Here is a 19,615-nt window from a genome sequence, read left to right as displayed (position 1 = left end):
ACGCTTGCCCATCCCGTCGGCGCTGACTAGAACGCATCGGACGGTTGTGCCAAGGGGGCAACCGACAAGCGTCGCTCGCGGCTTTTGCGCGTAATGTAATACACGAAGTAGCACCAGGCGATGAAGGGCAAACCGAAGTACAACGCCACCCGTTGCTCAGGATCGAAGGCAATCCCGACACAGGCCAGAGTGCAGCAGACCAGCGCTCCCAGCGGCACCCACGGATAGCCCCGGACACGGAATTTCAAGTCGCGGATATCACCGCCATTGGCCACATAGTGACGGCGGAACGCAATCTGGCTCGCCGCGATACTCATCCACACCACCACGACCGCCAACCCGGAGATCGACACCAGCGCCAGATAGATGGTATCGGCAGCAAACACGCTACTGAGCAACGACGCTGCGCCACCCGCCATGCTGACGATAATCGCGTTGAGCGGCGTGCCCATGCGAGTCAGGGCCGAGAACTGCTTGGGCAGGTGCCCTTGGTCACTCAACGTCCAGAGCATCCGTGACGCGGCATACAACCCGGAGTTGGCGGCCGACAGCAAGGCACTGATGATCACGAAGTTCATGATGTCGGCCGAGTATGGAATCCCGATGTAGGTGAACACCGTCACGAAGGGACTCTCGACCAGACCGGCCTGTTCACGAGGCAACAGGGTCGCCAGAACGAAAATGGTCCCCACGAAAAAGATCGCCAGGCGCAGCACGGTCGTGCGAATGGCACGCGGCACGTTGCGTTGTGGATCTTTGGTTTCGCCTGCGGCAATACCAATCAATTCAGTGCCGGAGAACGCAAAGGATACGGCCAGCAACGTCATTGCAATCGGCAAGAATCCGGTCGGAAAAAGCCCTTCACGGGTGAAGTTGCTCAAGCCGATGCTGTGGCTTTGCTCGATGTGCAGCAGACCGAGAATCGCGCCGCCGCCAATCATCAAGAACACGATCACGGTCACCACTTTAACCAGCGACAACCAGAACTCGGTCTCGGCGAACAGGCGCACCGAAATCACATTGGTTAGAAACACCAGACCGGCAAACAACGCACTCCAGATCCACACGGGCGTTTCCGGGAACCAGCGCACCATTAAAATGCCGGCGGCGGTGAATTCAGAACCGATGGCCACTGTCCAGGTCAGCCAATACAACCAGGCCACCGTATACCCGGTACCAGGCCCGAGAAACCGGGTGGCATACGTACTGAACGAGCCGGTTTCCGGCATCTGCACCGCCAACTCACCCAGGCACATCATCACCATGTAAACCATGAGTGCGCCGATGATGTAAGCGATCACCGCGCCCAGGGGGCCGGCCTGGTTGACCGTATAACCGGACGTGAGAAACAGCCCGGTACCAATGACGCCACCTAATGCCAACATGACAATATGGCGCGTCTGCATTTCCTGTTTAAAACCCGAGCGAGTATCAAGTTGTTGTTCTTTTATGGACATGGTTGTTCTCATGAAAGTTATCAGGGCACGAATTAGCGTCTGCGATAATTGACTGGGCAGAGTTAAAATAAGGCGCCATCAGGTTTTATTATTATTCCACTTCATGAACTCCCCACTTAAATCCTTGCAGTGAGGTATTAACGTTAAATCTTCAACCTGCTATCCCTGCACACGTTTCATTAATTGAAAGTTGTGTGTTTTCCAGTACCGCTGAGTTGCCCGAACTTCTGACAAAAGCGAAGGCCTGTTTGAGGTCGTCGAGCAGGTCGTCGGTGTCTTCGATACCGACGGAAATCCGCACCAGCCCTTCGGAGATGCCCAGGGCCAGTCGCTCCTCCAGCGTGTTCTCGACATGGCTGGTGGTCCGGGCCGGGCCATAAATGGTTTCCACCGCACCGAGATTGCCCGCGCAGTGGGCGAAACGCAGGCGTGGCAAGAGCACCTTGACCGTGTCCATGCCGCCGCTCACTACAAAACTGACGATTGCACCAAAACCGGACATTTGCGCGCACGCCACCGCGTGATTCGGGTGGCCGGGCAAGCCGGGATAATTGACCGACTCCACCAAGGGTTCGGTGCACAGGTACTCTGCCAGAGCGCGGGCACTGCGTTGCTGCTGACGCATGCGCAACACCAGGGTTTTCATGCCACGAATGATCATGTAGGCGGAGAACGGGTCAAGCGCTGCGCCGTTGATTTCCCGGTAATGACGCACCTTGGCCATCAACACTTCGCTGCCGCACACCAGGCCGCCCAGCACGTCACCGTGCCCGCTGAGAAACTTGGTCGCACTGTGAATGACCACGTCCACACCCAGCGCCAGCGGGTTCTGGTTCAACGGCGTGGCGAACGTGTTATCAGCCACCACCACCGCACCGACACGCTTGGCGGCGGCGACCAGACGCTGGATATCCAAGACCTTGAGGGTCGGGTTGGTGGGCGTTTCCAGGTACACCAGTTGGCAACCCTTGGCGATTTCACGTTCGATTTCTTCGTGATCGAACGTCTCGCACAATGTCACGCTCACCCCGGTGCGCGGCAGGAACTCTTCGAAAATCTTGTTGGTGCCGCCATAGCTGTCCTTGGTCGACACCACCCGATCGCCATGGGCCAGGAAGGTATAAAGCACACTGCTGATCGCCGCCATGCCGCTGCTGAAAGCCACGGCAGACTCGGCCAGTTCCAGCTCGCGAATTTTTGCCTCGAGGGTCTCGACGGTCGGGTTGCCCATGCGGCTGTAGATGAAGCCTGGTGCCTTGCCCAGAGCGACGTCGTACCAGACGTCGATGTCGTCGTAACCATAGGCGGCACTGACGACAATCGGGGTTTGAGTGGCATTGTAGGGATGCCTGACTTGTTCTCCGCCCCAAACTGCCCGGGTCCCCGAACCCGCATTGACCAACGCTGCGCTGCCTGGTTTTTTATTCATGAAGACTACTCGCACTGAGGGCGGCGAGTGTTGAGTCACTCACCGGATCTGGCGGCCAATATATTGAAAAGCCGTGCCCCCGAGAAACGATGTTATCGGTGCCTGAGGGCTGCTTTTTTTAATGGCTCACGTGATGTGGGGACAGGTCGATCCGGTGGTCAGACAGCCCCCCAGCCCTTCAGTCGGTCCCTTTGCGCACCGCGCGCCTGACCTCAGCCTGAATCGCATACGCCGGCGCCTCCACGACATTGAAATCCTGTGTGTAGCGCTGGGCGAATCCATCGACGCCCCACTCCTGATACTGCTGCACATGCTTGAGTTCGTGCGCCCACAGCGCGAAGTTCTGTTCGGCGTCTTGAGCGTCGCGGAAGAGGATGATGTCAATCAGCGTCACGGCGCCGACATCGGGGTTTTGCAGCATGGCGTTGGCGGCGTTCAATTGTTCACTGTCGCTGACCGTGTAGCGCGCGGCATCGAGGACGCCGGGGTCGTACCAGCGCAGCAGTTTCTCGCGGATGTTCGGTGGAATGGGTTGGGTGCCGGCCTTGGCGGCTTCAGTGCGAGCCTGGGTCAGCCACAGTGCCAGGGCAGGTGCGGCGATCTGGACGACGCCATCTGGCACCGGGCCAATCAGTTGTTCCAGGTCTGGCAGGCAGGTGCAGCCATCCAGGCACACTTGTTTCTCGCCGTCGGGGCAGACATTGCTCTGGGCTGCCACTTCAAGCGTCAGGCACAGAACCAAAAGCGCCACCAGGCGCGTGGTGATGGATGACATTAGGCGCTCCCGGGACGGATGCAAGGCGAGCGTGGGTCCCCCATGAACGACGATCCGCCATTTTCAGCGTAGTCGCGAACCAGAGATTCCCGAGCTGATTGGCGTGGTCCGCTGTCGCTTGGGACTCTTCAAAATGATGCCTCAACAGTGGCACTTTGCACCAATAGCGAGCGTAGACACCTGCTCATCGACAAAATGTCGCCTGAAAATCGTGGTCATTAGCTAGCTATTTGTTGACGAAACTCTGAAGTATTCATTTGAACTTTCAGATTCTTTCGCGCCGCCGCCTGTGCCTAACATCGGCCCCACAGCGAACAGGCCACGGCAGCGCTGAGTGGGAGCCATCACGCAGAGACCCGACTCGAAGATCCTCTGTCGTTGCCGGCCCTTGATTGCCGTCCGGCTCCGCTGAAGTGCAGTTGCAGCAGGCCCAGGATTTTTGAGGATCACCAATGAAGCTGGAAATTTTCCGCACGCTGTGGGGCTACACCGCCAGCAAGGCCCAGGCGCTTGAAGAGCTGCTGCAGGCCGGCTTTGACGGAATGGAAGCACGCCTGCCACTGGACGCCCGGGAACGGGCCGAGTTCGCCGCTTTCCTCCAGGCCAATCGCGTCGGCTACATCAGCACCGTCTTTACCGCGTACGACGTACTGCCGGACCAATCGGCGACGCCGGCCGTTCACCTCAATGACCTTGAGCAGAAACTCGCCTGGGCCGCCGAGCTCAGCCCACGTTTCGTCAACGTGCTGGCAGGCAATGATCGCTGGTCCCTGGCACAACAAGTGGAGTTCTTCGGTCAGGCACTGGAACTGGCGCGCAAGCACGGCCAGGTCTGCAGTTTCGAAACCCACCGCTCGCGCTCGCTGTTCAACCCTTGGGTGACCCTGGAGTTGATCCGGCAACTGCCCGAGCTGTTGTTCACCAGCGACATCAGCCATTGGGTGGTCACTTGCGAGCGCCTGTTGAATGACCCGGCTGATGATCTGAGCGCCTTCATCGAGCGGGTTCACCACATCCAGGCCCGGGTCGGCTATGACCAGGGCCCGCAAGTCCCGCACCCGGCGGCGCCGGAATATGCCAAAGAACTGGCCTTTCATCAGCAGCACTGGGAAAGCATCTGGCGCTCGCAACAAGCCCGCGGTTACCGGGTCAGCACCCTGACCCCGGAATTCGGCGCCGACGGCTACCTGCATCACTTGCCCTTCACCAACGTACCGGTCGCCGATCTGTGGTCGTTGAACGTGTGGATGGGCAAGACCGAGCGTGAACACTTCAGCCGTTTCAGCCACTCAAGCCATCCTTAGGGAGCCGATGCGTCATGCCTGACAATAAAAACAACAGCGTTAGCACTGACACACAGACAGCCAATTTCAAGCAGATCCCGGTGGTCAATATCGCCGGTCTGTTCAGCTTTGAGCTGGAACACCGCCTGGCCGTGGCCGAACAATTGGGGCGCGCCGCCAGCGACGTCGGGTTCCTCTACATCACCGATCACGGTGTCGATCCGCAGCTGATCACCAACCTGCGCAAGGCGGCCAAGGACTTCTTCGCCCAGCCCTTCGACACCAAGATGCAGCACTACATCGGCACCTCGAAAACCCACAAGGGCTTTGTCCCCGAAGGCGAAGAGGTCTATTCCAAGGGCAAGCCGGACCACAAGGAAGCCTTCGACGTCGGCTTCGAAGTCCCGGCCGATGACCCGCTGGTGCTGGCCAGGACCCCGTTGCTGGGGCCCAACGACTGGCCAGAGCTGCCAGGCTTCAAGGCGGCGGTACAGGCCTACTATGAAGCGATCTTCGCCTTGGGTCGGCGTCTGTTCGGCGGCTTCGCCCTGGCCCTGGGCCTGGAAGAAAACTATTTCGACAGCCTGGTCACCCGCCCGCCGTCCAAGCTGCGCCTGATCCACTACCCCTTCGACGGGGCCGCCCATGACGCACCGGGCATTGGTGCACACACCGATTACGAGTGTTTCACCATCCTCCTGGCCGACAAGCCAGGCCTTGAGGTGATGAACAATCTTGGCCAGTGGATCGATGCGCCACCGATTGCCGATGCCTTTGTGGTCAACATCGGCGACATGCTTGAAGTGATGACGGCCGGCGCATTCGTGGCGACGGCGCACCGGGTACGCAGCGTGAGCGAAGAACGTTATTCCTTCCCGCTGTTTTATGCTTGCGACTATCACACCCAGATCAAGCCACTGCCCGCCTTCGCCCAGGCCGGCCAGGAGTACGAAGAAATCACGATAGGCGAACACATGTATGGCCAGGCGCTGCAGACTTATCAGTACCTGCGCCAGAGGGTGGCCAATGGAGAAGTACAAATGCCAGAGAAGGCACGCAAACCCGCCAGTTTCGGACATTTAAAAAATCAGGCCCAACCGTCCTGATCAACCTTTCCAGCCACACCCTTACCTACGCCGGAGTCTGTAAACAATGACAAATAATAAAAACACCCTGTTGCGCATGACCGTATTGGCAGCCGGCATGCTCAGTGCTTCGTTGAGCATGGCAGCAACAGACACCTTCAAGGTCGGCATGGAAATCACCTACCCACCGTTCGAATCCTACGACAAGGACAAAAACGTGGTGGGCTCGGACCCGGAACTGGCCACCGCCCTGGCCAAGCACCTGAATGCCAAGGTGGAGTTCGTCGACACCAAGTTCCCAAGCCTGATCCTGGGCCTGAACTCCGGCAAGTACGACGCCATCATTTCCGGCATGTACATCACCCCGGAGCGCCAGACTCAGGCCCAGACCATCGCCTATGCCAACACGGGCGCCGCGGTGATGGTGCCCAAGGGCAGCGAAATCAATGCGAAAAAGCCTGAAGACCTGTGCGGCTTGAAACTGGGCCTGGAACAGGGCACCACCTGGGTCAAGGAATTCAAGAAGCTCTCCGATGAGTACTGCGTGCCGAACAACAAAGGCGCCATCACCGTCAGCGAGTACCCTTCTGCGCCGGAAGTGACCCAGGCCCTGTTGTCGAAGAACATTCAGGCCCAGGTTGAAATCGCTGGCGCGGCAAAAATGATCGCGGAAAAAACCAATGGTCGCGTGGTGATCACCACCGAGCACCCGATCTATCAGCAGACCCTGGGCATCTTCGTCAAGAAAGGTAACGACGAAACCTTCCAGGCGGTGCAAAAAGCGTTCGAAGAAACGAAAAAAAGCGGCGAATACGCCGCTATTCTGAAGAAATATGGCTTGGAAGAACCGACTGCCAACTAAGTACGTGTCCTTGTAGTCCGGTCATCTGCCGCCCGCGCATTCGGGCGGCAGATTGAGGTGCCCTATGCAATTCGATTGGTCGTATTTTTTCTCCCTGTTCTCCCTGCCGGACTTCTGGAAGGCCTGCGTCACGGTCATCCAGCTCAGTGCCCTGGCCTGGTTCATCGGCATGCTGCTGGGCTTTCTCCTGGCGACGGCGAAGCTGTCACAGTCGCCCTTGGTGCGCGCTCCCGCGGCGGCCTACATCTGGTTCTTCCGCAGCATCCCGTTGCTGGTGCTGGTGGTCTTCGTCTACAACTTGCCGCAATTGTTTCCCGGTAGCGGCCCGATTCTGTCCGACCCGTTCTACTCCGGCTTGCTGGCCCTGGTGGTCACGGAAGCGGCGTACATGGCCGAAATCCACCGTGGCGGCCTGATCTCCGTGGCCAAGGGCCAGAAGGAAGCCGGGCGCGCGCTGGGTGTCGGCCTGTTCGGCATGCAGCGCTTGATCGTGATCCCCCAGGCATTCCGTATCTCGCTGCCGACGCTGATCAATGAATACATCACGGTGGTCAAGCTGACGTCGCTGGTCTCGGTCATCTCCCTCACCGAGATTCTCACGGTCGGCCAACGCCTCTACGCGACCAACTTCCTGGTCATGGAAACCCTGGCGGCGGTCGGGGTGTATTACGTGCTGATCGTCACCGTGTTCGGCTATTTCCTGCAGCGTCTGGAACGCTACCTGGACCTGAACTTCCGCAAGCCGCACACCCTCGACGCGGCCGCCGTGGCCAAGCTCAAGGCCTGCGCCGAAGCCTTGCCCGACAACGCGCCCAAAGTGGCCGGCAGCAACAACACGCCGATCCTGCAACTCAAGAACATCCAGAAGAGCTACGGCACGCACAAAGTGCTGCTGGGTATCGACCTGAATGTCGAATACGGCCAAGTGGTTTCGATCATTGGCCCGTCCGGTTCCGGCAAGACGTCGCTGATCCGCACGGTCAACGGCCTAGAAAGCATCGATACCGGCGACATTCTGTTGTTCGGTGAAAAATTCATCGAGCCGTCGGACAAGCCCAACAGCGCCCGCCTGCGCAAAGGCGTGCGGCACATCGGCATGGTGTTCCAGAATTTCAATCTGTTCCCCCACCGCACCATTCTCGACAACGTCACGCTGGCGCCGCGTTACCACGGCATCCCGGGCGAGCTGAGCGAACACCGTGCCTATGCGCTGCTGGACAAGGTCGGCCTGCTGGCCCATGCCCACAAGTACCCGCACCAGCTCTCCGGCGGGCAGCAACAACGCGTGGCGATCGCCCGCGCCCTGGCAATGGAACCGCAGATCATGCTGTTCGACGAACCGACCTCGGCCCTCGACCCGGAACTGGTCAACGACGTGCTGAACGTGATTCGCGACCTGGCCAAAGAAGGCATGACCATGGTGATTGTCACCCACGAAATGGACTTCGCCATGTCGATATCCGACCGTGTGGTGTTCATGGAGAACGGCAAGGTCCAACTGGATGCTGCACCTGAAACCATTCGATGCGATCCTGAAGGAGAGCGAGTGCGGCGCTTCATGGGCATCAGTGCCCAAACGCCAAACCTGGCTGCCGCCGTGAATCATGCGTAGGCAATCACTTACTTTGAGCTTCCTTCTTTCAGGAAAACACCTATGAATCTTGGAATAGCCGGACGCTGGGCCCTGGTATGCGCGGCCAGCAAAGGACTGGGCAAGGCCTGCGCACAGGCACTCGTCAACGAAGGCGTGAACGTGGTGATCACTGCCCGAGGCGAACAGACGCTGAATGAAACCGCCCGTCAGCTCAGGGCCAGCAATCCTGACGTGACGGTCATCGCCGTGGCCGGTGACATTTCAACGCCCGAAGGCCGGGCGGCCGCGCTGCAGGCCCATGCGCATTTCGATATTTTGATCAACAACGCGGGCGGCCCGCCTCCCGGGGATTTCCGCGAGTGGAACCGTGACGTCTGGCTCAAGGCGCTGGATGCCAACATGCTGACCCCTATCGAGTTGATCAAGGCCACGGTAGACGGTATGGCCGCACGCGGGTTTGGCCGCATCGTCAACATCACCTCGAGCGCGGTGAAGTCCCCCATCGAAAGCCTGGGTCTGTCCAATGGCGCACGCAGTGGCCTGACCGGGTTCATCGCAGGACTGGCCCGGCAGGACACCATTGCCAGTCGCAATGTGACGATCAACAACCTGCAACCGGGCTCATTCGACACCGATCGGCTGCGTGACAACCTGGTCGCGGCGGCCGATGAGTCGGGGCAGGACAGTGAGGCATTCCTCGATGAATGCCGCAGCGAAATTCCTGCCAGGCGCTTTGGCTCACCCGAGGAGTTCGGCGCGCTGTGCGCCTTCGTCTGCAGCAGCCATGCCGGCTACCTGACGGGGCAGAACCTGTTGATTGACGGCGGGGCCGTTCGTTCCAGCCAGTAACAATGGCCGACAACACAGCGATGCCGGCGAAGGACTTGATCACGCCGGCATCGACTGCGTAGCGGCATGCTTGAGATCGTTGTTGACACAATGCCTTCGCCGACAAGCCGGTTCCTCAAGAGATCCAGGGGTTTCTGCACCTTTTCGGAGTATTTGTTGAACGACCCCAGAGCCCTGAATGTCACTCCTGAATGGTGACTCTAAATAAAAAGGGCTCTTGAAGTCGCGGAGGATCTCCGATGGACAGGTCGCAAGCTGTCGATACTCCCTTGCAAACCCTGCTGCTGCAACGCAACGGTTGGGTGCCGAACAACCCTCGCCTGCCGGTGCTGATTTACATCAAGGCGATTGCCGCTGAAGGCAGTGACCCGACGGCCTTGTTCGAGGAAATATTCAACGCCAATGGCTGGCCGCCGCAATGGCGCGACGGGATCTACGATTACCACCACTACCACACCCAGGGCCATGAAGTGCTGGGCATCGCCAGCGGCTACGCTCACGTGATGCTCGGCGGCCCGGAAGGTCGGGTATTGGAAGTCAGCGCCGGCGATGTCTTACTGTTGCCCGCCGGCACCGGCCACTGCAATCTGAGGGCCAGTGATGACTTTCTGGTGGTTGGAGCTTACCCACCAGGCCAGCACGCCGATATCTGTCGCAAAGCACCGAGCCCCGAGCAACTGCGAAACATTGAGCAATTGACGTTTCCGGAGCAGGATCCAGTGCCGGGCCAACCGGGCGCGGTCAGGCGTTATTGGATGTAAGCTGCGCGCACAGGTAATCCCCTTGCTTGTGCGCGTCATTGAAGAGGCGACTACAGTTTCAACGGACGCGCCGTCAGCCCAGACGCCGCCAGCCCGGCGCGGACAGGGCAACGTCGCCTCACCCGCCCTTTCACCATCAACTGCTTCGGACAACGAAATGCCCGCCCCGGAATCCACTCTGCTGCAAAGCTGGAACCACAACGCCCAAGCCTGGATCGAAGCGATCCGCACCGGCGCCATCGAAAGCCGCCTCAATGTCACCAACCAGGCCATCGTGCTGGCGGTGCTCGGCCGCCAACCCGAACGCGTGCTCGACCTGGGCTGCGGTGAGGGCTGGCTGTTGCGCGAGCTGGAAAAACGCGGCATCGACGCGGTCGGCGTGGACGGTGATGCGACGCTGGTCGAGGCGGCACGAGCAGCGGGCACTGCGCAGGTGCATCGGGCGACCTATGAAGAATTGGTGCAAGCCAGGGTAGACATCGGTCGCGACTACGACCTGATCTGCGCCAACTTCGCCCTGCTGCATCAGGACATTATCCCCCTGCTGAGCGCCATGAACGCCCTGCTCGCCCCTGGCGGCGCGTTGGTGATCCAGACGCTGCACCCCTGGGCCGTGGCCGCCGGCGACTATCAGGACGGCTGGCGGGAAGAGACTTTCGCCAGTTTCAAAGGGCCGTGGCAACCCATGCCGTGGTACTTCCGCACCTTGTCCAGCTGGCTCAATGCGCTGGACATGGCCGGCTATCGCCTGGCCAGCCTGCAGGAGCCGCAACACCCGCAAAGTCCGGTGCCGCAGTCGTTGCTATTGGTGGCCGAACAGCGGCAGTGAGCTGCCTCCTGACATCCCGGCACAGTGACTGTCCCGACAAGTCACCGAGGGCCTGCCAACCGCTGGCTTAGTTGTCATAAATTGTCTCAGTTAAGCCAAATGAAAGGATTGAATTAGTTACAACCTGGCGTTATTGATTAGTTTCAAACAACTACAAGGAAGTCATCATGTCAGGCGCAAAACGAAAGGCACTCACCGCTGGCCGGGCCCTGAACGCCAAGGCTGGCCAACGTCTTATCGCTGTAACTGCGGACATCGAATTGATTGCGGCGCGTGGCCCGAGTCCGGCAGATCTGTACCTTGAAGAAGAATTCAACAACCTTTCGAAATACAATTCCCAGAACCGTGCAACCGGCAGTCAGTAATTCAGGCGGCGTTCCGCCGATGGTCGTTAACGATAACGCGTGCTGACCGCTAAACGACGCAGCACTTCATCTGCGCCACCAGCCAATTCACCAATGCCGCAGCAGGCATTTCGCGAGCCAGTGGCGCACCCTGCCCGGCCCATTGCACGGCAAAGTCCGTGTTGCCCCTGGCGTTTGCCGCCGCATTGAGGGCTTTGTTGGCGTCGTAGGTCAGCGGATAGTCCGGCAGCACCGTGGCACTGGCCTCCAGCGACGTGAAGTTGCGATTGACCATCCCCCGGGCCGGCCGTCCGGAAATGACGCTGGTGACCCGCGTCTGATGGGCCCTCGGACCTTTCAAGGCCTCTCGATAAGCGCTGTTGGCGGCAGACTCGGGGCAGAGAATGAACGCTGTCCCCAACTGCGCGGCACTGGCACCCAATTGCATCACCGCATTGATGCCAGCGCCGTCCATGATGCCGCCCGCGGCGATGATCGGCAGTTCGCAGGCGCCACTCAGCAGCCGCACCAGGGCAAAGGTTCCCATCTCGCTGTCCTCCCGCGGGTCGAACACCCCGCGATGCCCGCCGGCTTCGTAGCCTTGCGCCACCAGCGCATGCACACCGGCGCGCTCTGCCATCTGCGCCTCGGCCAGACAGGTCACGGAACACAGCAGAATGATGCCGGCCTCCTTGAGCGCATCGATGGCCGGTTGCGGCGGCAAGCCGAAATGGAAGCTGACCACCCTCGGTTTTTCTTCCAGCAGCATCTGCAACATGTCCGAGTCTTCGACGAACGAGGTGTAGATCTCACGCAGCGCCGTCGGTGCAGCCGCATCGAATTCACTAAAAAAAGGTGCAAGAACGCCCAGCCACTGCGACTCCCGAACAGGGTCATGCTCGGCAGGTCGATGGCAGAACAGGTTCACGTTAAACGGCTTATCCGTCAGAGCAGCCGTCTCGCGCAACATGTCGCGTGCCTGCCCGACGCTGCTTGCCCCGATACCAATGGAACCCAATCCACCCGCATTCGATACTGCCGCCGCGAGCCTGGGCGTGGAGACACCGACCATGGGCGACTGGAGGATGGGCCGTTCAATGTTCAGCAGGGACAACAGTGAATTGGACATAGTGCGTACCTTGGAAAAAATCGGGAGCGAGGAGTTCGCCCCCCGGGACAACGGACGGCGTGCAAGCCCGCGCCTACACGCCCTCCAACCCAAAAACGTCAATCCTTACCTGGAGGTCGGCATGGCGAACTCGGCGCCCTTGGCGATGCTGTTCGGCCAGCGCTGCATGATCGATTTCTGCTTGGTGTAGAAGCGCACCCCCTCTTCGCCATAGGCATGGGTATCGCCGAACAGCGAGCGCTTCCAACCGCCGAAACCGTGCCAGGCCATGGGCACAGGGATCGGCACGTTGATGCCGACCATGCCCACCTGAATGCGGCTGGCGAATTCGCGGGCGATGTGGCCGTCACGGGTGTAGCACGCGGTGCCGTTGCCGAATTCGTGGGCATTGACCAGGTCGATCGCTTCGGCAAAGTCCTTGACGCGCATGCAGGCCAGTACCGGACCGAAGATTTCCTCCTGGTAGATCTTCATGTCGGCGGTGACATGGTCGAACACCGTGCCGCCGAGCCAGAACCCTTCGGCGCAATTCGCACCGGCCTGGGCGCCGTCAAAACCACGACCGTCGACCAGCAACTCAGCCCCTTCCCGAATACCCTGCTCGATGTAGCCGGTAATGCGCTGGTGCGCCGCTTTCGAGACAATCGGGCCCATCTCGGCCGCGAGGTTCATGCCCTCGAGGATCTTCAGCGTGCGGGTTCGCTCCACCAGTTTCGGCATGACTTTGTCGGCAACGTCACCGACGAACACCGCCACCGAGATCGCCATGCAACGCTCCCCAGCGGAGCCGAAAGCCGCGCCGATCAGTGCATCGACCACCTGGTCGATATCGGCGTCGGGCATCACCACCATGTGGTTCTTCGCCCCGCCCAGCGCCTGCACGCGCTTGCCGTGGCGGGCACCGGTCTCGTAGATGTGGTTGGCGATCGGCGTCGATCCGACAAAGCTCACGGCCTTCACATCCGGATGTTCGAGCAGCGCATCGACCGCTTCTTTATCACCCTGCACCACGTTGAACACGCCATCGGGCAACCCGGCTTCCTTGAACAGCTCGGCGATCAACAGCGAGGGCGAAGGGTCGATCGGACTCGGCTTGAGCACGAAGGTGTTGCCGCAGGCGATGGCCACCGGGAACATCCACATCGGCACCATCACCGGGAAGTTGAACGGGGTGATGCCGGCGACCACCCCCAGCGCCTGGCGCATGGTCCAGTTGTCGATGTTGGTCGAGACCTGCTCGGTGTAGTCACCCTTGAGCAACTGCGGAATGCCGCAGGCGAATTCGACCACTTCGATACCGCGCGTCACTTCACCCTGGGCGTCAGTGAAAACCTTGCCGTGTTCGCGGGTGATCATCCGCGCCAGGGTGTCGCGATGCTCGTTGAGCAACGCCAGGAACTTGAACAGGATGCGGGCGCGGCGTAGCGGCGGCGTTGCCGACCAGGCCGCAAATGCAGCCGCTGCCGACTGCACCGCGGCGTCGACTTCCGAGACATTGGCCAGGGCCACCTTGCCGATGACCGAACCGGTGGCGGGGTTGGTGACGTCCTGGGTGCGACCGGAGTGACCTGGTGTCGTGCGGCCGTGAATGTAGTGGGCGATCTCTGCTGGCTGGTTGCTCATGGCGGGTGTCCCCTGGTGATGGATAAAAGCCATCTCTTGTTGTTGTCAGGTGCCAGGCGGGCGGTCTGCGTGTCTGGCAGGGCCAAGGTAGGCCCGCCAGTGAATCATGTAAAATGATGATTAATGATCTTATGAATCACTAATTGTGAGAGCTTTTCCGCAGCCAGTTCGCCCGCTGTGTCAGGCGCCGCTGCCAGTCGTCCGCCAGGCCAGGGGTTGCCGCCAATGCCAGCAGATCGTCGATCACCGGCCGATGCGACAACTGCACTTGCCAGAACTGGTCGATGGAAAAGCGTTCGGTGTGCCTTTCCAGCAGTTCGAACCGGTCCCCTGCTTCGATGAAACCCGGCTGGAGAACCCGGTAATACCACCCGGTGATTCGCTCCCTGGCGACGAACATCGACATGTGCTCGGCATCAAAACGGTGATTGATCTTCCAGCACGGACTGCGCGGCTGGGACACCTGCACCAGGCTGCTGCCGATCCGGAATACGTCACCGATATGCACGCTGTATTCGCTGAGCCCAAGGGCCGAAATATTCTCGCCCAGACTGCCCGCCACCAGTTGCCCGGCGCTGTGGGCAAAGGCTTGCGCCAGTCGCTCGTAATGCTGCGCCGCATAGTGATGCAGCGCTTTTTCCGGGCCGCCGTGCACCCTCGTATCACCGTGCTGGTCGCCGACAATGCCGTGCAACTCCACACGGGCCGGGCCTGTGATTCGGCGTTTGAAAAGGCCTGTGCGTTGACCTTCGGGCTGCAACACTTCCAGCCCTCCGGCAAAGACATGGTCGATTCTGGAAGTCAGTGTCATTGTCATCGTCGAACCAGGCTCATCAGTTGGTTTCGCGCACTTTACTAACCGTCGTAAACGGCCGTAAAGTGATCGATAAGCATGCACTCAATCACTTTTTATGATGCCTGGAGACGTTCATGGAAATGCGCCAACTGAAAATTTTCTGCGCCGTGGCTGAACTGGGCAGCTTCACCGCCGCGGCGGTGCAGGTGAATACGGTGCAGTCCAACGTCACCATGCGCGTGAAAGAGCTGGAGGCCGAACTGAACCGGGAACTGTTCATCCGCAAGAAGTCCGGGGTGGTGCTGACCTCGGCGGGTGAGACGTTTCTCGGCTATGCGCGGCGCATCCTGCAACTGACCGATGAAAGTCGCAGCGCGCTGATGGACACCGGCAGCCCGACCGGTTTGCTGCGCCTGGGCTCGATGGAAACCACCGCCGCCATCCGTTTGCCGCAGGTGCTGACCAAGTACCGCGAGCAATATCCTGACGTCCAGTTGTCGCTGCTGACCGGCACGACGGTCGAGCTGATCAAGGCGATTGAAGCCCATCGCCTCGATGGCGCCTTCGTCGGTGGCTTCCACCAGAATTCGGCGCTGGCCCAGGAAGAAGTGTTTTCAGAAGAACTGGTGCTGGTCAGCAGCAATCACTTCGAAACGCTACCCGCGCTGATCGAGAAAATGCCCCAGCAAACCGTGCTGGTGTTCCGCACGGGCTGCTTCTATCGCTCGACCCTGGAAAACTGGTTCTATCAGGTCGGCCTGGTGCCGAACCAGATCATGGAGCTGGGCACCCTCGACGGCATACTCTCCTGTGTCGCCGCCGGCATGGGCGTGACCCTGTTGCCCAAGGCCATTGCGGAAAGTTGCAGCGTGCGCCATGCGATTCGCTGCCACACGCTGCCGCCAGAGTTCGCCAAGGTCTCCACCGTATTCATCCGCCGCAACGACTCGATGATCACCTCGGCCATGAGCGCCTTCATCGGCCTGGCACAACAGCAAATAGCCCGACCGGCTGTGGTGTAAATCGGCCCTGTATAGCGGCCTCAACAAATAACCCCTGCAGGAGCCAGCCTGCTGGCGATGAACTCCAGTGCGCCGCGCTTATCCAGATCACACGCGTTATCGTTGACGACCATCGCTGCGATGCGCCGACCCGACAAGCCAGCGCCCACAGTGGGATCAGCTATGCATCCGGAGTTCCGGCTCGACCAATGACCAGGGATGCACCGGGTTTGTCGTCACCGGCAATCCGAGCACCAGCTCCGCCACGCGCTCGGCAGCGGGCACGACACTATGGATCTTGCCCACCCCCTGCCCCGCGTACAACGACAGCTTTTTTGCCATCCGCGGCTTGTCGATGGCGCGGGCGCCGCCGCCGATGAAGCGCAGCAGGTTCCACTTGTCGCGGTTGGGTATTACCCGGTGCGGCGTGCCCCAGGTCCAGCCGAACGAGTAGCCGGTGCGGTACTCGGTGTCATCGGTGGTCGCCTCGACGATCTTCTGTTTGTACAGCGGATGGGCATTTGACTCCTCGGTGGCGATGAACGCCGTGCCCACCACCACCCCGCCAGCGCCGAGCGACATCAATGCGCGGACATCCTCGCCGTTGACGATACCGCCAGCCGCCAGTACCGGCCGGCCCTCGCAGATGGCCAGGATCGACGTCACCAACGGCATGATGCCAATCGTGCCGCGATTCAAGTGCCCGCCACTCTCACTGCCCTGGGCCACGATGATGTCTGCGCCCTGAGCGATGGCAATGTGGGCCAGCTCCACCGACCCCGCTTGCACCATGACCACCAGCCCGGCGTCTTTGGCCCGGGCAATCATGTCGGCGGCATACTTCTCGGCGTAGAACAGGGACAGCAGTTTGGGCTTCTCCTTGAGGATCACCTGAAACTGCGCCTCGAACACATCCGGCCCGCCGAACTGCGGCACCAGGTTGACGCCAAAGGGCTGATCGGTGAGCGCGCGGGTTTCCTGGATCCAGCGGCGCAAGGCCAACGGTGGCAAGCGCAAGCCGCCAATCACGCCCATGCCCCCGGCATTGGCCACCGCAGCGACCAGTGGCGGGCCGGAAATCGCCGCCATCCCGCCGAGGAAAATCGGGTACTTCACGCCGCAGAGCCGGGTGATGGCGTTACCGGCAAAATCGAATCTGGCTTCGTTCATGACTCACAGCTCCACATGTTTTCCAAGCATCCGCTTGAGCGTGTTGTTCTTCAGGAGAAAGTGATTCTTGACCGCACCGAACACATGCAGGGCAAGGCCGGCGAGGAAGGCTGACGCACCGATGTTGAACAGCAGGTCGACGACGTCCTTCAACACCGCGTTGACCGGCAGCAATGTCGGCATCGACCATCCGCCCGGCAGCGTCACCCCCTCCCCGGCAGCGGCCCGCGAAGCCCACACGGCCACCGGCAGCAGCACCATGGCCAGGGCGAGTGCCACCGCCACCGAGCGGCTGATGATCACTTCGATGGGATTGGGCGTGCCCACGGGCAGTGGATGGTAAGCGGTGATCCGGGCCCAGAAGCGGTAGATCGAGACGAGGAACAACATCAGGCCCAAGAGGTTTTGCACCCGAGTGAGCTCTGTCCGCAGTGCCTCGCCGGAGGCGTGACCGATGGCCAGTTGCAGGCCGAGAATCCCCAGCAGCGCGAACGCGACGACCCAGTGCAGGGCGACGGTGACAGGGGAAAATCTCAGGCCATTGTCTTTTAGTTGCATGGCTGACTCCGTTTGCAAAATGCGCAAAACAGCAAAGGTATGGGTTGGGCGAATACGCCTCAGTGGCTGACCGCTTGCGACGCGCCGAGCCCGGTCCGGGCGCGGATCAACTGATCATCGAAACGCGCTCGCTCAAGCGCTGCGCCGTGACTGCGATCGGTCACCGACCCCAGCCAGGTGAAGAAGAACGCCACGTTCATCGAGATGATGGCCGGGTAGTCGTACGGGAAAATCGCCTCGGGATTGCCCAGTACCTTGACCCACACAGCGGGCGAGAGAATGACCAGACTGACCGCGCTCACCAGGCCGGCGACGCCGCCGATCAATGCGCCGCGTGTGGTGAGCCCTTTCCAGTACATCGAGAGAACGAGGATCGGAAAGTTGACCGAAGCCGCCACGCCAAAGGTCAGCGCCACCAGAAAAGCGATGTTCTGATCCTTGAACAGAATCCCCAGCACCACGGCGACGATGCCGATGCCCACCGAAGCGATGCGCGACACACGACGTTCATCCCCGGCATCGGCACGGCCCTTTCTGATGACCATCACATAGAGGTCATGGGAAATCGCCGAGGTGCCCGCCATGGTCAATCCGGACACCACCGCCAGAATTGTCGCGAAGGCGACTGCGGAGATGAAACCGAGCAGCAGATCCCCGCCCACGGCTTTGGCCAGGTGCATCACCGGCATGTTGCCGCCGCCGATCAGCTTGCCGCCGACAATCCCCGACTCGTAGAAGGCCGGGTCCTGGCCGACGATGACGATGGCGGCCAGGCCCAGCACGGCCACGATCAGGTAGAAAAAACCGATGAAGCCCGTGGCGACGAATACCGACTTGCGCGCCTGCTTGGCGTCCGGAACGGTGAAGAAACGCATGAGGATGTGTGGCAGCCCCGCCGTGCCGAAGACCAGGCCCAAGGACAGCGAGATCAGCGACAGCGGGTCGGCCACCAGTTTGCTCGGCAGCAGAATCCGCTCGCCATCGTGGTGCGCGGCCACCGCTTTCTCGAACAACAGATCGAAGGAAAAGCCGAACTTGCTCAACGCCAGAAACGCCAGCAAGGTGCCGCCCAGCAACAGCAAGCCGGCCTTGATGATCTGCACCCAGGTGGTCGCGACCATGCCGCCAAAGGTCACATAGACCGCCATCAACAGCCCCACCGCGATGACCGCATAGTTGTAGGGCAGGCCGAACAACAGCTGGATCAACTGCCCTGCCCCGACCATCTGCACCACCAGGTAGAAGCACACCACCGTCAACGAACCAAAGGCTGTCATGGTGCGAATGCGGTTCTGATCGAGTCGGAACGAGGCGATGTCCGAAATGGTAATGCGCCCCAGATTGCGGATGCGTTCGGCAAACAGAAACAGCAGCAACGGCCAGGCCACAAAGAAGCTGATGGAATACAGCACCCCATCGAAGCCATTGAAGAAGATCATGCTGGTAACACCCAGCAGTGCCGCTGCCGACATGTAGTCGCCCGCCAGCGCCAGACCATTCTGGAACCCGGTGATGCCACCGCCCGCGTTGTAGAAGTCATCCATCGATTTGGTCTTGGAGGCGGCCCAGTAGGTGATGCCCAGGGTCGTCACGACGAAGACCAGGAACATGCTGATCGCCGTGATGTTGATCGGCTGCTTTTCGACGTTCTGCAAAACATCGGCGGCCATGGCGCGAGCCGCGAATGCGCTGAGCAGGACAGGAAGGACCAGGTTGCGAAGGAGGTGTTTCATACGATCACCCCCGCGCGGATTTCTGCGGTCAGCTCATCGAACTCACCATTGGCCCGAAGGATGTAGAGCCCGGTGAACAACCAGGCTCCGATGATGAACGCCAGGCCCAGCGGCCAACCGATGTTGATGATGCTGGTGGCGGAAAGCTTCGTCGCCAGAAGGCTGGGCGCAAAGGCCGCGACGAGGATAAACGTGAAGTACGGCACAAGGGTGGCGGCGGTCAGGCCAGCGACGAACCGTCGCTGCCTTGAGACCAAATCCTTGTACCGGGGGTGGTTGCGGATTCTGGCTGATTCAGATGCATGGTTCACGTTGACTCCGTGGAGCAGTGGTTGCG

At 60.4% G+C, this 19,615-nt stretch carries 19 protein-coding genes; 9 read left to right on the top strand and 10 right to left on the bottom strand.

The features are described 5' to 3' along the window. Window positions 1–26 precede the first annotated feature (26 nt). The 3 genes from F7R06_RS17095 to F7R06_RS17085 all read right to left on the bottom strand — a co-directional run bounded on the left by F7R06_RS17095 (window position 27) and on the right by F7R06_RS17085 (window position 3,661). Window positions 27–1,457 (bottom strand): amino acid permease, encoded by a 1,431-nt coding sequence (locus F7R06_RS17095; protein ID WP_090323173.1) that lies wholly within the window; start codon window positions 1,455–1,457, stop codon window positions 27–29. Window positions 1,458–1,608: 151 nt separating this feature from the next. Continuing rightward, window positions 1,609–2,886: a cystathionine gamma-synthase family protein gene (locus F7R06_RS17090; protein ID WP_090323175.1), complete on the bottom strand. Its 1,278-nt coding sequence runs from the start codon at window positions 2,884–2,886 to the stop codon at window positions 1,609–1,611. A gap of 178 nt (window positions 2,887–3,064) precedes the next feature. After that, a complete protein-coding gene (locus tag F7R06_RS17085) occupies window positions 3,065–3,661 on the bottom strand; it encodes an eCIS core domain-containing protein (RefSeq protein ID WP_090323176.1) in 597 nt (198 codons plus the stop codon). A gap of 452 nt (window positions 3,662–4,113) precedes the next feature. Here F7R06_RS17085 and F7R06_RS17080 point away from each other — a divergent pair, with 452 nt between their 5' ends. The 8 genes from F7R06_RS17080 (at window position 4,114) to F7R06_RS17045 (ending at window position 11,289) form a co-directional block, all read left to right on the top strand. Further along, the gene (locus F7R06_RS17080) at window positions 4,114–4,965 is read left to right on the top strand and encodes a sugar phosphate isomerase/epimerase family protein (RefSeq protein ID WP_090323178.1); all 852 of its coding nucleotides are present in this window, start codon (window positions 4,114–4,116) and stop codon (window positions 4,963–4,965) included. A gap of 14 nt (window positions 4,966–4,979) precedes the next feature. Then, complete coding sequence (locus F7R06_RS17075) at window positions 4,980–6,050, top strand: isopenicillin N synthase family dioxygenase (protein ID WP_090323180.1); 1,071 nt, start codon at window positions 4,980–4,982, stop codon at window positions 6,048–6,050. A 46-nt stretch (window positions 6,051–6,096) separates the two neighbouring features. After that, a complete protein-coding gene (locus tag F7R06_RS17070) occupies window positions 6,097–6,891 on the top strand; it encodes an ABC transporter substrate-binding protein (protein WP_090323182.1) in 795 nt (264 codons plus the stop codon). Between the two features lie 64 nt (window positions 6,892–6,955). Continuing rightward, a complete protein-coding gene (locus F7R06_RS31245; RefSeq protein WP_090323183.1) occupies window positions 6,956–8,503 on the top strand; it encodes an amino acid ABC transporter permease/ATP-binding protein in 1,548 nt (515 codons plus the stop codon). Between the two features lie 42 nt (window positions 8,504–8,545). Continuing rightward, window positions 8,546–9,334: an SDR family oxidoreductase gene (locus F7R06_RS17060; protein ID WP_090323185.1), complete on the top strand. Its 789-nt coding sequence runs from the start codon at window positions 8,546–8,548 to the stop codon at window positions 9,332–9,334. 239 nt (window positions 9,335–9,573) lie between these two features. Beyond that, window positions 9,574–10,095, top strand: coding sequence for a cupin domain-containing protein (locus tag F7R06_RS17055; protein WP_090323186.1), 522 nt, complete (start codon window positions 9,574–9,576; stop codon window positions 10,093–10,095). Window positions 10,096–10,252: 157 nt separating this feature from the next. Further along, entirely contained in the window at window positions 10,253–10,924 is a 672-nt protein-coding gene (locus F7R06_RS17050) for a class I SAM-dependent methyltransferase (protein ID WP_090323187.1), read from the top strand. Between the two features lie 167 nt (window positions 10,925–11,091). Further along, window positions 11,092–11,289 (top strand): hypothetical protein, encoded by a 198-nt coding sequence (locus F7R06_RS17045; protein ID WP_090323189.1) that lies wholly within the window; start codon window positions 11,092–11,094, stop codon window positions 11,287–11,289. A 49-nt stretch (window positions 11,290–11,338) separates the two neighbouring features. Here F7R06_RS17045 and F7R06_RS17040 read toward each other — a convergent pair whose 3' ends face one another. The 3 genes from F7R06_RS17040 to F7R06_RS17030 all read right to left on the bottom strand — a co-directional run bounded on the left by F7R06_RS17040 (window position 11,339) and on the right by F7R06_RS17030 (window position 14,837). After that, on the bottom strand, window positions 11,339–12,397 hold the full coding sequence (locus F7R06_RS17040) for an NAD(P)H-dependent flavin oxidoreductase (protein WP_090323190.1): 1,059 nt from the start codon (window positions 12,395–12,397) through the stop codon (window positions 11,339–11,341). 105 nt (window positions 12,398–12,502) lie between these two features. Further along, entirely contained in the window at window positions 12,503–14,020 is a 1,518-nt protein-coding gene (locus F7R06_RS17035) for a CoA-acylating methylmalonate-semialdehyde dehydrogenase (protein WP_090323192.1), read from the bottom strand. A gap of 139 nt (window positions 14,021–14,159) precedes the next feature. After that, window positions 14,160–14,837: an MOSC domain-containing protein gene (locus tag F7R06_RS17030; protein WP_245706707.1), complete on the bottom strand. Its 678-nt coding sequence runs from the start codon at window positions 14,835–14,837 to the stop codon at window positions 14,160–14,162. A gap of 113 nt (window positions 14,838–14,950) precedes the next feature. On the opposite strand from F7R06_RS17030, the gene F7R06_RS17025 reads away from it, so the two are divergent. Beyond that, window positions 14,951–15,838 carry a LysR family transcriptional regulator gene (locus tag F7R06_RS17025; protein ID WP_090323195.1) on the top strand — a complete coding sequence of 296 codons (888 nt, stop codon included), beginning with the start codon at window positions 14,951–14,953 and terminating at the stop codon, window positions 15,836–15,838. A gap of 156 nt (window positions 15,839–15,994) precedes the next feature. Here F7R06_RS17025 and F7R06_RS17020 read toward each other — a convergent pair whose 3' ends face one another. From F7R06_RS17020 to F7R06_RS17005, 4 genes are read right to left on the bottom strand one after another with little or no spacing between them, the layout of a single operon-like run. Further along, window positions 15,995–16,987, bottom strand: coding sequence for an NAD(P)H-dependent flavin oxidoreductase (locus tag F7R06_RS17020; protein ID WP_090323196.1), 993 nt, complete (start codon window positions 16,985–16,987; stop codon window positions 15,995–15,997). A 3-nt stretch (window positions 16,988–16,990) separates the two neighbouring features. Then, on the bottom strand, window positions 16,991–17,545 hold the full coding sequence (locus F7R06_RS17015) for a cytochrome b (RefSeq protein ID WP_090323198.1): 555 nt from the start codon (window positions 17,543–17,545) through the stop codon (window positions 16,991–16,993). Between the two features lie 59 nt (window positions 17,546–17,604). Further along, on the bottom strand, window positions 17,605–19,278 hold the full coding sequence (locus tag F7R06_RS17010; protein ID WP_090323199.1) for a cation acetate symporter: 1,674 nt from the start codon (window positions 19,276–19,278) through the stop codon (window positions 17,605–17,607). After that, on the bottom strand, window positions 19,275–19,589 hold the full coding sequence (locus tag F7R06_RS17005; protein WP_090323201.1) for a DUF485 domain-containing protein: 315 nt from the start codon (window positions 19,587–19,589) through the stop codon (window positions 19,275–19,277). The genes F7R06_RS17010 and F7R06_RS17005 overlap by 4 nt, the downstream gene beginning before the upstream one ends. Between the last annotated feature and the right edge of the window lie 26 nt (window positions 19,590–19,615).

Source organism: Pseudomonas moorei (genome assembly GCF_008801475.1).
In the GTDB taxonomy this organism is placed as follows: domain Bacteria; phylum Pseudomonadota; class Gammaproteobacteria; order Pseudomonadales; family Pseudomonadaceae; genus Aquipseudomonas; species Aquipseudomonas moorei.
The sequence above is the reverse complement of the archived record's forward strand: the minus strand, read 5'-3'. Positions and strand labels throughout refer to the sequence as shown.

Coding starts and splice junctions, on each gene's coding strand:
- F7R06_RS17030 (WP_245706707.1), bottom strand. CDS start 14,837: ATGACAATGACACTGACTTCCAGAATCGACCATGTCTTTGCCGGAGGG.
- F7R06_RS17060 (WP_090323185.1), top strand. CDS start 8,546: ATGAATCTTGGAATAGCCGGACGCTGGGCCCTGGTATGCGCGGCCAGC.
- F7R06_RS17025 (WP_090323195.1), top strand. CDS start 14,951: ATGGAAATGCGCCAACTGAAAATTTTCTGCGCCGTGGCTGAACTGGGC.
- F7R06_RS17055 (WP_090323186.1), top strand. CDS start 9,574: ATGGACAGGTCGCAAGCTGTCGATACTCCCTTGCAAACCCTGCTGCTG.
- F7R06_RS17020 (WP_090323196.1), bottom strand. CDS start 16,987: ATGAACGAAGCCAGATTCGATTTTGCCGGTAACGCCATCACCCGGCTC.
- F7R06_RS17050 (WP_090323187.1), top strand. CDS start 10,253: ATGCCCGCCCCGGAATCCACTCTGCTGCAAAGCTGGAACCACAACGCC.
- F7R06_RS17070 (WP_090323182.1), top strand. CDS start 6,097: ATGACAAATAATAAAAACACCCTGTTGCGCATGACCGTATTGGCAGCC.
- F7R06_RS17035 (WP_090323192.1), bottom strand. CDS start 14,020: ATGAGCAACCAGCCAGCAGAGATCGCCCACTACATTCACGGCCGCACG.
- F7R06_RS17090 (WP_090323175.1), bottom strand. CDS start 2,886: ATGAATAAAAAACCAGGCAGCGCAGCGTTGGTCAATGCGGGTTCGGGG.
- F7R06_RS17075 (WP_090323180.1), top strand. CDS start 4,980: ATGCCTGACAATAAAAACAACAGCGTTAGCACTGACACACAGACAGCC.
- F7R06_RS17010 (WP_090323199.1), bottom strand. CDS start 19,278: ATGAAACACCTCCTTCGCAACCTGGTCCTTCCTGTCCTGCTCAGCGCA.
- F7R06_RS31245 (WP_090323183.1), top strand. CDS start 6,956: ATGCAATTCGATTGGTCGTATTTTTTCTCCCTGTTCTCCCTGCCGGAC.
- F7R06_RS17085 (WP_090323176.1), bottom strand. CDS start 3,661: ATGTCATCCATCACCACGCGCCTGGTGGCGCTTTTGGTTCTGTGCCTG.
- F7R06_RS17080 (WP_090323178.1), top strand. CDS start 4,114: ATGAAGCTGGAAATTTTCCGCACGCTGTGGGGCTACACCGCCAGCAAG.
- F7R06_RS17045 (WP_090323189.1), top strand. CDS start 11,092: ATGTCAGGCGCAAAACGAAAGGCACTCACCGCTGGCCGGGCCCTGAAC.
- F7R06_RS17015 (WP_090323198.1), bottom strand. CDS start 17,545: ATGCAACTAAAAGACAATGGCCTGAGATTTTCCCCTGTCACCGTCGCC.
- F7R06_RS17095 (WP_090323173.1), bottom strand. CDS start 1,457: ATGTCCATAAAAGAACAACAACTTGATACTCGCTCGGGTTTTAAACAG.
- F7R06_RS17040 (WP_090323190.1), bottom strand. CDS start 12,397: ATGTCCAATTCACTGTTGTCCCTGCTGAACATTGAACGGCCCATCCTC.